At 71.7% G+C, this 12,824-nt stretch carries 9 protein-coding genes; 5 read left to right on the top strand and 4 right to left on the bottom strand.

Features of this window, described 5'->3' with window-relative positions:
- Window positions 1-278: 278 nt before the first annotated feature.
- The 4 genes from ACIPFH_RS13815 to ACIPFH_RS13800 form a co-directional block, all read right to left on the bottom strand.
- Window positions 279-1,202 carry a MurR/RpiR family transcriptional regulator gene (locus ACIPFH_RS13815; RefSeq protein ID WP_359119520.1) on the bottom strand — a complete coding sequence of 308 codons (924 nt, stop codon included), beginning with the start codon at window positions 1,200-1,202 and terminating at the stop codon, window positions 279-281.
- 99 nt (window positions 1,203-1,301) lie between these two features.
- On the bottom strand, window positions 1,302-2,960 hold the full coding sequence (locus ACIPFH_RS13810) for an ArnT family glycosyltransferase (RefSeq protein WP_401826044.1): 1,659 nt from the start codon (window positions 2,958-2,960) through the stop codon (window positions 1,302-1,304).
- 94 nt (window positions 2,961-3,054) lie between these two features.
- Entirely contained in the window at window positions 3,055-4,971 is a 1,917-nt protein-coding gene (locus tag ACIPFH_RS13805; protein ID WP_401826041.1) for a phosphatase PAP2 family protein, read from the bottom strand.
- A gap of 213 nt (window positions 4,972-5,184) precedes the next feature.
- The gene (locus ACIPFH_RS13800; protein ID WP_401826039.1) at window positions 5,185-6,090 is read right to left on the bottom strand and encodes an N-acetylglucosamine kinase; all 906 of its coding nucleotides are present in this window, start codon (window positions 6,088-6,090) and stop codon (window positions 5,185-5,187) included.
- Between the two features lie 319 nt (window positions 6,091-6,409).
- Here ACIPFH_RS13800 and ACIPFH_RS13795 point away from each other — a divergent pair, with 319 nt between their 5' ends.
- From ACIPFH_RS13795 to ACIPFH_RS13775, 5 genes are all read left to right on the top strand, one after another.
- Window positions 6,410-7,543 carry an ROK family transcriptional regulator gene (locus ACIPFH_RS13795; protein WP_401826037.1) on the top strand — a complete coding sequence of 378 codons (1,134 nt, stop codon included), beginning with the start codon at window positions 6,410-6,412 and terminating at the stop codon, window positions 7,541-7,543.
- A gap of 275 nt (window positions 7,544-7,818) precedes the next feature.
- Window positions 7,819-9,141, top strand: a complete 1,323-nt coding sequence (locus tag ACIPFH_RS13790; RefSeq protein WP_356251635.1) for an extracellular solute-binding protein — start codon at window positions 7,819-7,821, stop codon at window positions 9,139-9,141.
- A 123-nt stretch (window positions 9,142-9,264) separates the two neighbouring features.
- Window positions 9,265-10,176: a carbohydrate ABC transporter permease gene (locus tag ACIPFH_RS13785; RefSeq protein ID WP_401826035.1), complete on the top strand. Its 912-nt coding sequence runs from the start codon at window positions 9,265-9,267 to the stop codon at window positions 10,174-10,176.
- The gene (locus ACIPFH_RS13780) at window positions 10,173-11,075 is read left to right on the top strand and encodes a carbohydrate ABC transporter permease (RefSeq protein WP_401826033.1); all 903 of its coding nucleotides are present in this window, start codon (window positions 10,173-10,175) and stop codon (window positions 11,073-11,075) included. Before ACIPFH_RS13785 ends, ACIPFH_RS13780 begins: the two co-directional genes overlap by 4 nt.
- A 2-nt stretch (window positions 11,076-11,077) precedes the next feature.
- Window positions 11,078-12,808 (top strand): hypothetical protein, encoded by a 1,731-nt coding sequence (locus ACIPFH_RS13775; RefSeq protein ID WP_401826032.1) that lies wholly within the window; start codon window positions 11,078-11,080, stop codon window positions 12,806-12,808.
- The last annotated feature ends 16 nt before the right edge of the window (window positions 12,809-12,824 follow it).

Genomic DNA, 12,824 nt, shown 5'->3' with positions numbered 1-12,824 from the left:
ACGGTGGTCCGACGGTTCGGGGCGGCCCCGGCCCAGGGGAAGACCGGGGCCGCCACGGGCGCTCGCGCAAGCGATGCCCCGAACACCCTGGGCGCCGACGCGGGTAGGGGACGGCGGCTTCGGGTGCCCGTACCTGAGCCCTTGCGGGCGGATGCGGCCGTGAGCAGTATTTATATATGCCGACGGCTTTGCAAGACGTATGAAAACATTCATGCGTGAAATGCCCGCAATGATCCCTCTTCGTTTTGCCGGGGAGGGGGGTGGCCTGGGGAGGCCGGTCACTCACGCAGGAAGAACTGGTGCTGCTCGGCGATCTGCTCGTACTCCTCGAGCCTCGCCTGGGTGCGCTCGGGGCCCGCGTCGGTCATGGCCTGGAGCAGCGCCGCCGCCATCACGCCGGGGGCGGCGTAGGAGTCGAAGACCAGGCGGGAGCCGGTGCCGGTGGCGAAGGTGGCGTCGGCCTCGTCGGCCACCGGCCCCAGCGCCAGGTCCGTGATCAGCGCGACCTTGAGACCGGCGCTGCGCGCCACCCGTACGGCGGTCAGCGTCTCCTGCGCGTGCCGGGGCATCGAGAACGCCAGTACCCAGGTCCCGCCCGCCTCCCGGGACTGCAGGAGCGCGTCGTAGGCCACGCTGCCGCCCCGGGTCACCAGCCGTACGTCCGGGTGGACCCGGCGGGCGGCGTAGGCGAAGTACTCGGCGAGCGAGACGGAGATCCGCAGCCCCAGGATGGTCAGCGGCGTCGACTGCGACAGCTTGCGGCCCACGTCGATGACCCGGTCCGGGTCCGCGAAGTCGCGGCGCAGGTTCTCCAGGTTCTCGATCTCCGCCTCGACCGCCGCCTGGAGCTCGTTGCTCCGGTTCACCTCGGCCGCCGCCGGACCGCCGGCCAGGGCGCTCAGCGCGATCGACTGGAGCCTCTCGCGCAGCGCGGGGTAGCCGCTGAAGCCGACCGCCGCCGCGAACCGGGTCACCGAGGGCTGGCTCACCCCGACGCGGTCCGCGAGGTCGGTGATCGACAGGAACGCCGCCTCGGTGATGTGCTCGATCAGGTACTGGGCGATGCGCCGTTGACCCGGGGACAGATGGGGCCCGTCGAAGAGCGCCCTGAGCCGGGAGGTCGGGGACACCTCCGTCTCCGGACCGGTTCTGCCCGAGGTGATCGCGGATGCCTGTGCGCGTGCCTGTTGCGGCGATGGCACCGGTGCGCCTCCTTTGTCTTCCACGGGGCTCAACATACTTCAGGGACCGTGCCGGACAGGGTGGGCGAAGACGCCCCCCGCGTACGCGGTGATCGCGGATTACCGCCGGTACAGCGTGATCGAGTGACCGACCTCGTCGACCGGCCGGCTGGAGCGCAGCAGCACCGCCAGGCGGCCCTTCGCCACGGCGACCGCGGAGTCCGACACGACCAGCAGCCCGTGCACCTCCCCCACGGGCGCCCGCTGAGGGTCGCGGGCGTCGATGCCGTAGGAGGAGGGCACCCCGCTGCCCTTGTAGACGAGCCACACCCGCTCGCCGGGGTAGCGGTCGTGCAGCCGGTCCGCGAGCCGTCCCAGGTCCTGGCCCCAGTCCACGTTGGAGTCGTGCAGCCGCAGATGCGTCTTCGCCGGCCCGCCGAACGCCTCGTTGGAGTACGGCAGGTAGTAGGGATACGTCCGCAGCGAGCTGACGGCGACGAACGCCACCAGCGCCCCGACCGCCACCGGGGCCCACCGCCTGCGCACCGCCAGGACGCACCCCGCGGCCACCGCGAGGAACATCGGCAGGAAGACGGCGTACCGGGTCCCCAGGTCCCGGGCCCCGGTCATGGCGGAGGCCAGCAGCACGGCGGCCGGGACCAGGACGTAGGGCGCCGCGGGCCGCAGCCGCCGCACCGTGACCATCGCGACCGCCCCGGCCGCCCACAGGGCGAGCATCCCGAGCGGGGTCTTCACCACCAGGGCGACCGGCAGGTAGTACCAGCGGGCGCCGGAGTACACGCGCCCGAACAGGAAGCCCGCCCACGACCGGTGCTCCAGACCGAACTGGATCCGCATGCCGTCCCGGTACGCCTCGGGGAAGGGCAGCAGCCGGACGAGGAGCCCGCGCAGACCGTGCACCACGGGTACATGGGTCGCCCCGGCATCCCAGCGCAGCCGCGGATCGACCACGAGATACGTGGCCCATACGACGGCCACGGCGGTCACCGTCACCGCCGCCGCACCCAGCAGCGCCCTGCGGAAGTCGCGGGGCCGCCGGGCGCACACCGACAGCGCCGCCAGGGACACCAGCACGGGAACGGCGGGCAGCGAGCTCATCTTCGTGGCGAGCCCCGCGCCGAGAGCGGCCCCGGCGAGTGGCACATACAGACGTGCCCTGCCGCGGCGGGCCCGCCACAGCAGCCACACCGAGGTCAGCAGGAAGCCCGCCGCGGGGACGTCCAGCGTCGCCAGCGAGCCGTGCGCGACGACGTCGGGGGAGAGGGCGTACAGGGCGAGCGCCGCCAGCCCGGGAACGGGTCCGGCGAGGTCACGGGTGAAGGCGAACACCACCAGGCCGAACAGCAGCGTCAGCGCGATCACCGGCAGCCGGGCCCACAGCATCAGCCGCCAGGGATCGTTCCCGGACTCGTACAGGAGGTGCCGGCCCACCTCCTCCTGGGCGCCGGCGAACGCCGGATCGACGTGCGGGCGGGCGAAGGCCACGCCGACGGCGACGATCAGCTTGCCGAGCGGTGGGTGCTCCGGGTTGAGGCGCACCCGGTGCTCGTGGAGGTAGGAGGCCGCCGTGGCGACGTACACCGGTTCGTCGATGGTCGGGGTCTGCCGCACCGCCGCGGTGACCATCGCGACGGCCATCTGGGAGAGCAGGACGATCACCAGGAGCGGGACGATCAGCCGTCGGCGGGCAGGCGGCCGGGGCCGCGCCGTGCCCGCGTCGGGGGCGGGGTCCGGTACCGGGTGCGCTTCGCGTGTCATCGTCCGCCCTGCGGAGACACCGGCCGGGCGGTGGCCGGAGCCGGTGCGCGGCGGGCCGGAGGCCGCTTCGCACCGGCTCCCGCCGCGAAGGGTGTTACCGCTTCAGGAGTCGTACCGACAGACCGTCTGCCGTATACACGGGTACGGCGCGCAGCTGGTCGGAGTTCAGCTCGACCCGGTCGAACTGCCCACGCAGCGCCGACGCCTCGATCACCGGCACGGTGGTCCCCGCGACCGGCGGCCGGTCGGCGTCCAGACGCAGCGAGAGCACCGAGCCCCGGTCGAGCCGGACCCGCCCGGACACCCGCAGCGCCGGACCGTGATACCTGTGCAGCGTCAGGTCGAGCACGGCGCCGGCCCCCTGGGCCCACGCGCCACGCACCCGCACCGGCTCGCCCGCGCGCAGCGTGCCGCCGTCCAGCCGCACGTCGCCCCGGCCGAGGGCGCGCTCGTGCCCGGCGACGAGCACGCCCGCCTCCAGCACGGTGCCGCCCTGGTAGCGGTTGCGCCCGGTGAGGGTGAGCGTGCCCGAGCCGCGCTTGGCCAGACCGCCCTCGCCCTCGATGTCGTTGCGCCAGGCGTCGGCCGCGTCGAAGCCGCCCTTGGACGCGTCCAGGGTGACCGTGACGTCGGAGTCGAAGGCGCCGTAACCGTCCGCCGCGGCGAACAGGTTGAGCCGGCCCCACTGCTCGAAGCCGTCCAGCAGGACGTATCCGGAGGGCAGCGCGGTCGTGCGCAGCACCTCGCGGCGCTGGTCGGCGGTCAGGTACGGCAGCCGGGTCTCCAGCAGCACCTCGGCGCCCTTGGGCACGGTGAGGGGCGTCTCGCGGCCTTGACGCTCGAGCACGTAGGTCAGGCGGGGCTCGTTGGCCCGCGCGTTGGCCTCGCGGTCGGCGTACGCGTCCGAGGCGTCGGAGTGCGCGTAGGCGAACAGGGTGTCGGCCGTGGTGCCGGTCTTCTCGGTGAAGTAGGCCAGCGCCTGGGCGCGGGCGGCCGCCTTGAGCTCGGCGTTGGCCGGGTCGGCGAGCGTCGCGGCGGCGAGGGCGGTGGCCATGACGCGGCCGCCCAGGACGTCGACGGTGGAGTGCATGCCGGAGACGATCCGGGTGTGGCTGAGCGCGAGGGCGCGGGTCACCAGCTCCTGGAACCGCTCGGGGACGGCGTAGGCGTACGCCAGCGAGGCCAGGTGGAAGGCGTTGGTGTGCCCGCTGGGGAAGCCGCCGTCGTCGGTCGGGGACGAGCTGCGCTGACGGAGCAGCTGGGGAACGACGACCACCTTCGAGTCGTACACGGGAAAGCCGAGGGCATCGGTCTTCCCGGTGTCGACGACCTCGCTGTTGTCGTTCATGCGCCACGGACGCGGGTACTGGAAGGCGTACTTGCCCGGGTTGCCGGAGGCGAACGGGCCGCGCACGGTGTCGACCAGCTTGGCGACCTGGCCGAGGTCGGAGGTGTAGGAGCCGGCGCCGAGCGCGGAGCCGGCGGGCGCGCCCGCGGGTACGGCGTCGTCGATCTTGGTGGCGGGGGTGGTGTCCGGCGCGCTGGTGATCGACGTGACGGCCTTGGCGCCGGTCTTGTAGAGATCCGACAGAGGGCCGAGTCCGGCGATCATCGCGTAGCTCTGGTGCTGGCGGTCGTAGACGAACGCCTCCCTGCCCTGGGCCTCCGTGCGGGCCCCGGTGACCGCGACGCAGTAGCGCACGTTGGCGCGCAGTATCTCGGGGCGCAGCGGAGTACCGGTGTTCCAGGCCCCGCCGGTCTTCCACACCTGGGCGAAGCCGCCGAGGATCCGCACCACGGCGTTGGTCTCGGGCGTCAGGTTGGTCGAGACGTTCGTCCTGTAGTCGTCGACGAACGGCAGCGGGCCCGTGGCGGCCTTGGCGTCGGCGGCGCCCAGCCAGGAGGCGAGCGTCGGAGCGGCGACCAGGGCCGCGGAGCCACCGAAGGAGACCTTCAGGAAGCGCCTTCTGTTCACGGCCGAGGGGGTGGACTGCCCGGCGGGTGACGGCATGAGTGTGCCTCTCTGGACTTCGTCGGCCCTTCGGCCGGGGAGGAGGTGCGGGGATACGTGCGGGATACGTGCGATCGGGTGCGGCTCGCCGGCCTCCGGACGACGTGCGAGCCGGATGACGCGTACGAGCGAAGATCTACGGGCGGGTCGTGTCGCTTCCGCGATGACCCGGCCACCGGGGCGTGTCCTGCGGGTGAACGAGAGGCCGGCGCCTCACAGAAGGGAGCGCGCCAACGCCACCGCGCCCTCGACCGGCGGCACGGTGAGCGGCCGCGCCCGCGCGCCCGGCACCGCGTCGGCCAGCGCGGAGGCGAACGCGTCGTACAGCGCCGGCTGGCCGAGCACCGTGCCGCCCGCGACCACCACGTCGTCGACCGCGACTCCGCGCGCGGCGAGGCGGGCGACGAGCGTGGCGAGGGCCGCACCGGCCTCGGCGATCACGGACCGGGCGAGCGCGGAGCCGTCGGCCGCGGCGGCGAAGACGACGGGGGCATGGCGTCCCCACTCGGCGGAGACGTCCGAGGCGCCCTCCAGCGCCGCGCCGAGCGCCGGGACCTCGGGCACGCCGAAGGCGGTGAGAAGTCCCAGGGCCAGGGCTCCGGGTTCCTCACCGCGGTCGTGGGCCGCCCACACGGCCCGGGCCGCCTCGCGGACCAGCCCGGCGGCGCCCCCCTCGTCGCCGAGGACCGCGCCCCAGCCGCCCACCTGGACGGGGTCGCCGTCCGGCAGCCGGCCGACCGCCACCGAACCGGTGCCGGCCACGAGGCCGACACCCTTGTCCAGTCCGGCGGCGGGAACGAGCAGTTCGGCGTCGCCCACCACGCGCGTGGGCACACCGAGGGAGAGCCGTACGGCGTCGCCGATCTCCGCGCACTGGCGGGGTGTCTCACAGGCGTGCGCGCCCACGGCGAGCGCGGACGGGCGCGCGCCCGCGGGCAGCGCCTCGCGGACGAGGTCGGTGAGCCAGCGCGCGGCGGCCGGGTCGTGCGGCCGCCATCCGGTGCTGGAGCGGACGTGGTCGGCCACGGTGGCGTCACCCGCGAGGGCGCGCAGATGCGTCTTCGTGCCGCCCACGTCGACGCCGACCACGAGGGGGCACGAAGGGGGAGAGTCCTGCACGGATCCTCTTTCGTCGTTGCTACGAGCTGCGACGGCGGGCGAACCGTGACCGAGGGATTGCGGATCGGTGAACTAGGGAAGCCCCGGGACGGGCCTCTGACGAAGCACGGCAGGCGAGTACCGTGAAGTTCGTTAGGAAGTTAACTAACGAAGTACAGTGCGTCAAGAGGAATCGCGCACTCGACCGTCCAGGCGCCCGTCCGGGCCGCCGCGGAGCGGAAACGCGCGACGTCGGTGCATCCCTTCGCCGCACCCCGCCGAGACGATCGGCCCGGGAGCGCGGCCCTGTACCCGTGTGGGGGAAACTGTGGAACTCGACGTGGCGGAAGCCCCCCGCCTGACCGACAGCGCGAGCGCGGTGTTCGCCGTGCTGGCCCGGGCGGGCAGTGCGACCCGGCCGCAGCTGGCGAGCCTGGCGGGCCTGTCCAAACCGACGGTGTCCTCCGCCGTGGCGGAACTGGAGAGCGCCCGGCTCGCCGCGCACTCCGGCACCGCCTCCAGCGGCACCGGCCGCTCGGCCGCCGTCTACTGCCTCGGGCCGGCCGCCGGCGCCGTACTCGCCGTCGACCTCGGCCCCGCCCTCACCCGGGTCCACGGCTGCGCCCTGGACGGCTCCCTGCTCGCCGAGGCCACCGCCTCCAGGACGGGCGCCGCCGGCGCCGTGCGCGAGGCGCTCGCCGCGCTGCCCGACGACATCCCGCTGCGCACCATCGTCGTCGCCGTCGGTGACGTCGCGGCCCGGGACCGGCAGGGCAGCGGGATGCGCCCCGCGACCGCCAAGGCCGGCCCGGTCTTCGACGCCATGGCCGTCGCGCTGCCGCCGGGGGTGCCGGTCCACCTCGAGAACAACGTCAACTGCGCCGCGCTCGCGGAGCTGCACGAGGGCGCCGCGCGCGGCCGTCACACCTTCGGCTACCTGCGGATCGGCGTGGGTGTCGGTCTCGGCATCGTGGTCGGCGGCTCGGTGCTGCGCGGCTCGAACGGCGCCGCCGGTGAGCTGGCCCGGCTGCCCTACCCCTGGGACGACGGCCGTGAGCCGCGCCAGGAGGCCCTGGAGGAGTACATCGGCGCCCGCTCCCTGCTGCGCCGGGCCGCGGCGGCCTGGCAGGGCGCCGACGGCCCCTGCCCGCGGACCACCGAGCGGCTCTTCGCCCTCGCGGGGGAGGGCCGTGCCCCGGCCCGGGAGGTCGTCGGCCGTCACGCCGCGGACGTAGGGCGCCTGGCCGCCGCCGTGACCGCCGTCCTCGACCCGGGGCTGATCGTGCTGGGCGGCAGTACGGGCGCGGATCCGCAGCTCCTGCCCGGTGTGCGGGCCGAGCTGGCGCGGCTGAGCTGGCCCACCGAGGTGGTCAGCAGCACGGTCGGGGACACCGGCACGGTCGCGGGTGCGGCACGGCTCGCGGTCGCCCGGGGAGTCCAAACCGTGACCGAGGCCGCGCGGGCTGAGGATTGACGGCTTCCGACTCGGTCTGCCAATGTCCGGACAAGCGCTTTCTAAGTCGGTCGGGACGCCGGCTTGGAGCGAGCGTCCCGCCCGTACTCGACGTACGGCAACCGCACCAGGGCGTGCTTGTGCGGCGACGGCCACAGCGGCCGGGGACCCTCGCCCGTCAGGATGACGCGGCCGGGCGAGGCCGCGCCCTCGGAAAGCAAACCTTCCTGCAAAATGCACCCGTGCCGCCTCGGTCGGCGCCGTGCTCCGTCCCGTACGACGAAAAGGGATCGAAGATGATCACTGTAGGTGTGCGGCGCTCCCGCCGACTCGGCCGCAGCGGCATACGCCGCATGGTTCCCCTCGCTGCCGTGGCCACGGCAGGCGCCCTGCTGCTCTCCGCCTGCGGGTCGGGATCCGACTCGGGCGGGAACGCCAAGTCGCTGACGTTCTGGATCTCCACGGTTCCGGGGCAGGACGCGGGCTGGAAGAAGATGGTGGCGCAGTACAAGAAGGAAGCCGGCGTCGACGTCAAGCTCGTCAACCTCCCCTACGACGGCTACACGACGAAGCTGCACAACGCCGCGCAGGCGAACTCCCTGCCCGACGTGGCGGCCGTGCCGGCGCTGGACCCGATCTGGTCGAGCAAGCTGATCGACCTCAGTTCCATCGCCAACAACAAGAGCAACAACATCAACGCCAACTTCCTCGCCAAGGACTCGTCCGGGAAGGTGCTGTCCATCCCCTCGGACGTCACCGCGTCCGGCCTGTTCATCAACGAGACGCTGTTCAAGAAGGCCGGCGTCGCCTTCCCGACCTCGCCCCAGAAGACCTGGACCTGGACCGACTTCATCAAGGCGGCGGACGAGGTCAGGGAGAAGACCAAGGCCAAGTACTCCCTGACCTTCGACCAGTCGCCGTCCAGGCTCCGCGCCATGGTGTACGAGATGGGCGGGCAGTACGTCCACGCGGACTCCTCCGGCAAGTTCTCGGTGGACGCGGCGACCAAGAAGGCCGTGAACTACTTCGTCGGACTCAACGACGACAAGACCATTCCGAAGTCGGTGTGGACCAGCGGCGCCGACCCGGCGGCCATGTTCCAGAGCGGTGACGTGGTCGCCTTCTGGTCCGGCGTCTGGCAGGTTCCCGCCTTCGCGGAGAGCATCAAGAAGTTCGACTGGGCGAGCGTCCCGACTCCCGCCGAGCCGGTGCAGGCCAGCGATGTCAACAGCGGCGGCATGACGGTGGGCTTCAACAACAACGGCGCCGCGGCCACCGCCGCGACGAAGTTCCTGTCCTGGCTGTACGAGCCGGCCCACTACCAGGCGCTGTGCGAGGCGTCCGGGTTCCTGCCCGTCGAGAGCGGTCTGAACCCGAAGTACCCCTTCGAGTCCGAGGCGGCGCAGGCGGCGTTCAAGCTGTACAACGAGTCGATCCCGCTCTACGCCCCGATCTCCGGCTACTTCAACACCGCGCAGACGAACTGGGTGCTGAAGGGCAAGAGCCTCACCGAGGACCCGACCAAGACGGAGCTCGGCAAGGCGATCAACGGCCAGCAGTCGGCCGACAAGGCCCTGGAGAACATCGTGGCCGGCTACAACCAGCAGGTCGGCGGCTGATCGTGGGCCAGAGGGGCGGGCGGCGGGGTCGAGACACCGCCGCCCGACCTGGGCGCCCACGCAAGGCCGGGCTCATGGCGTGAGCCCCACAGGAATCCATTCCACCAGCACGGAGTCAGGAAGATGACAAAACGCGCCTCGGACGTGTCCGCGAGCCCGGCCAGGAGACGCAGTAAGTACACCCTTGCGCCGCTCGTCCTCATCGCGGCCAATGTCGTGCTCTTCTCGCTGTTCTTCGTCTGGCCGGCGGTGATCGGGCTCGTCTACTCCTTCACGAACTACACGGGTGTGGGGGCGTTCCAGTACATCGGACTGGACAACTACCACAACCTGTTCGGGGACTCCACCTTCTACGACGCGCTGACCCGGACGCTGCTGTACGCCGTGCTCTTCGTACCGCTGAACTTCGCGGTCTCGCTGCTCACCGCCAACCTGCTGGTGAGCAAGCACGCCAAGGGCGCGTCGGTCGCCCGCGTCATCTTCTTCATCCCATGGCTTCTGTCGCCCATCGTCGTGGGCGTCCTGTGGCGGTGGCTGTTCGGCGAGAACTTCGGACTGGTCAACTACGTCATCGAGAAGCTCGGCGGAAGTGCCGTTCCGTGGCAGTCGAACGCGGACCTGTCGTTGATGGTGGTGGTGATGGCCGCATCCTGGGCCTGGACGGGTTTCTCGATGCTGCTGTTCATCGCGGCGATCAAGAACGTACCGGTGTCGTACTACGAGGCGGCCTCGCTCGACGGCGCCGGCCCATGGCGCCAGTTCATCAGCATCACGCTGCCGAGCATCGCGCCCACCTCGTTCATCGTCGTCCTGCTCAACACGATCAACGCGATGAAGGAATACCCGGTGTTCGTCGCCCTCAACAACGGCGGACCCGGCACGTCGAACAACCTGCTTGTCCAGTACATCTATGAGACCGGCTTCAAACGGGGCCAGATCGGCTACGCGAGCGCCGCGTCATTCGTGCTCATGCTCATCCTGATGGCCGTCGCGATCATCCAGCTGATCGTCAACCGGCGGGTGGAGAACCGATGACAACCACAGACATGCCACGCCCGGTCGACGCCGATGCCGGACGGGCCGTCTCCAAGAAACGGCCCCGCGGGGCGGGTAGCGGTGGGCTCCGGCAGGCGGTGTCCGCGACGACACTGCTGTGGATCCTGGCGTGCCTGTACGGGTTGCCGGTGCTGTGGTTCATCCTCAGCTCCCTCAAGCCGGCCAGCGACCTGTTCTCCTATCCGCTGACGCTGGTTCCGCACAACCCCACCCTGTCGGGGTACCTGACGGCGTGGCGCAGTGCCAACTTCTCCCAGTACTTCATCAACACGGCCATCGTGTGCGTGATCACGACGATCCTCACGGTGGGAGTCAGCTGCTGCACCGGGTACGCGCTGGCCAAGTACGACAACAAGTGGCTCAAGGCCTTCTTCATCTGCATCCTGGCCACCACGATGCTGCCGTCCGAGGTCATGCTCGCCCCTGAGTTCCTGGTGGTCCGCAACCTCGGCCTGTACAACTCGTTCGCCGGCATCATCCTCCCGGCCGTGCTCACCGCGACCGGATGCTTCATGTTCCGCCAGTTCTTCCTGACGGTTCCCGACGAACTCGTGGAAGCCGCGCGCATCGACGGCGCCCGCGAACTGTCGATCTTCCTGCGGATCATGGTGCCGCTCTCCCGGCCCATCATGCTGACCCTCGCCATCCTGTCCTTCCAGTGGCGGTGGAACGACTACATCTGGCCGCTGCTGATGCTCAACGACCCCAACAAGTTCACCGTGCAGATCGGCATCCAGAGCATCGTCGGCGCGCAGAACATCAACTGGTCGGTACTGCTCGGCGCATCGGTCATCTCCATGATCCCTCTGATCGCCATCTTCCTGGTGTTCCAGCGCTACGTCATGAGCGCCGACATCAATGCCGGACTGAAGGACTGACCTTGCCCACCCCGCTCGACCACGACTTCGACCACGAGTTCGTCCGCGCGGCGGCCCGCGCCGCCGACCGGTCGGCCGCCCCGCCGGCGGCCGGCCCCGACGAGGAACCCGCCGGTGTGCCGCACCGCGCTCTGGCCCGCCGGGTGAAGACCCTGGTCGCGGCGTACCGGTCCACGGACTCGGCACTGCACGGCAGCAGGCAGGCCATCGCCGCCACGATGACCCACCTCCGCGCCCTGCGGGCCGCGCAGACCGCCACCGGCCTCTTCGCCGGCGGCGACAACGTGCAGTCGCCCCCGGACTCCGCGTTCACCGTCAACGACGTGTGCGACGCGCACGTCCTCGCCGCGGGCGGGGGGCCGGAACTGCGCGACGTCACGGCCGCGCTCGCCGAGATCGCCGACGCCGCCTCGGGCAGTCTCCTGACCGGCGGGGTGCACACCCCGAACCACCGCTGGGAGCTGTGCGCGGCGCTGGCCCGGCTGCACCGGTCGTTCCCGGACGGCCGGCTGCTCGACCGTGTCGAGGAGTGGCTCGCCGAGGGTGTCGACATCGACGCGGAGGGCCTCTACTCGGAACGGAGCGCCAACTACGCGGCCCACGTCTCCAACCCTTCGCTGCTGCTGCTGGCCGACGTGCTCGGCCGCGCCGACCTGCTGGACGCCGTCGAACGCAATCTCGCCACGACCCTGGACCTCATCAGGCCGGACGGCACGGTGGAGACCGTCCACTCGCGACGGCAGGACCAGAACCACCCGTTCCCGCTGGCGCCCTACCTGCCGCACTACCGGCTGCTCGCGATCCGCACCGGCCGGGGCGACTTCGGCCGGGCGGCGCGGCTGGCGGCCGCCGGCGGCATCGACGACCCCGACCTGCTCGCCATGACCCTCCTCACCCCGGACCTGTGCCGCGCCCTGCCGGCCCCGGCCGCAGAGACACTGCCGCGCGACCGGTACATCACCACCGCACGCCTCGCCGCACACGCCTCGGCCACCGCGCACACGGTGGTGTACGGCGGCTCCGACGTGCCCGAGCACCGGCGCGTCCGCTCGGGCCTCGCCTGCAACCCCACCTTCCTGCGCCTGTTCGCCGGCGACGCCGTCCTCGACGCGGTCCGTCTCGCGCGGGGGTTCTTCGACCTGGGCCCGTTCCGCGCCGCCGGCACACACCGGCTCGCCGACAACCGGTACCGGCTCACCGAAACCCTCACGGCCGCCTACTACCAGCCGCTCCCCACGGACCAGAGGCGGGACGACGGCGTTTACCGGCTCGTGGACGACGGACGCTTCTCGGCCGCGATGGCCTTCCCGGACCGGCCTCGGGACGAGGTCTCACACACGACCCGCGTCGAGGTGGACCTGCGGGAGGACGGGGCCGACCTGCGGATCGACATCAGCGGACCGCGGGTGCCCTGGGCCCTCGAACTGACCTTCCGGCCGGGCGGCGTGCCCGAGGGCGCCGTACCGATCGGCGACGGACGCTGGTGCCTGACGTCCGGGCCGATGACCTACCGGGTCGGCGACGACGAGATCCGGGTCGAGGCCGACGTCGAGGCAGGCGAACCGCTCGCCGGGCCGGACCGGAGCGACGTACTGCGGTACGACCCGGGTCAGGACTACACCGTGGCGGGCGGCACCGATGCGACGACCGGGAACCGCGTCTACATCGGTGGATCCGGCCCGCACACACTGACCGTCGCACTGCGCGCCCGCCGGCCCGCACCCGTCGTGTGACCCCGATGAACCACGC

It is taken from the genome of Streptomyces sp. NPDC088157 (assembly GCF_044741545.1).
In the GTDB taxonomy this organism is placed as follows: Bacteria; Actinomycetota; Actinomycetes; order Streptomycetales; family Streptomycetaceae; genus Streptomyces.
Note: the sequence above shows the minus strand (reverse complement) of the source record. Positions and strands in the feature narration are given on the sequence as shown.

What these genes read in the sequence shown, in the direction of transcription:
- ACIPFH_RS13780 (WP_401826033.1), top strand. Translation starts at nt 10,173, where the DNA reads ATGACAACCACAGACATGCCACGCCCGGTCGACGCCGATGCCGGACGG.
- ACIPFH_RS13790 (WP_356251635.1), top strand. Translation starts at nt 7,819, where the DNA reads ATGATCACTGTAGGTGTGCGGCGCTCCCGCCGACTCGGCCGCAGCGGC.
- ACIPFH_RS13805 (WP_401826041.1), bottom strand. Translation starts at nt 4,971, where the DNA reads ATGCCGTCACCCGCCGGGCAGTCCACCCCCTCGGCCGTGAACAGAAGG.
- ACIPFH_RS13785 (WP_401826035.1), top strand. Translation starts at nt 9,265, where the DNA reads ATGACAAAACGCGCCTCGGACGTGTCCGCGAGCCCGGCCAGGAGACGC.
- ACIPFH_RS13810 (WP_401826044.1), bottom strand. Translation starts at nt 2,960, where the DNA reads ATGACACGCGAAGCGCACCCGGTACCGGACCCCGCCCCCGACGCGGGC.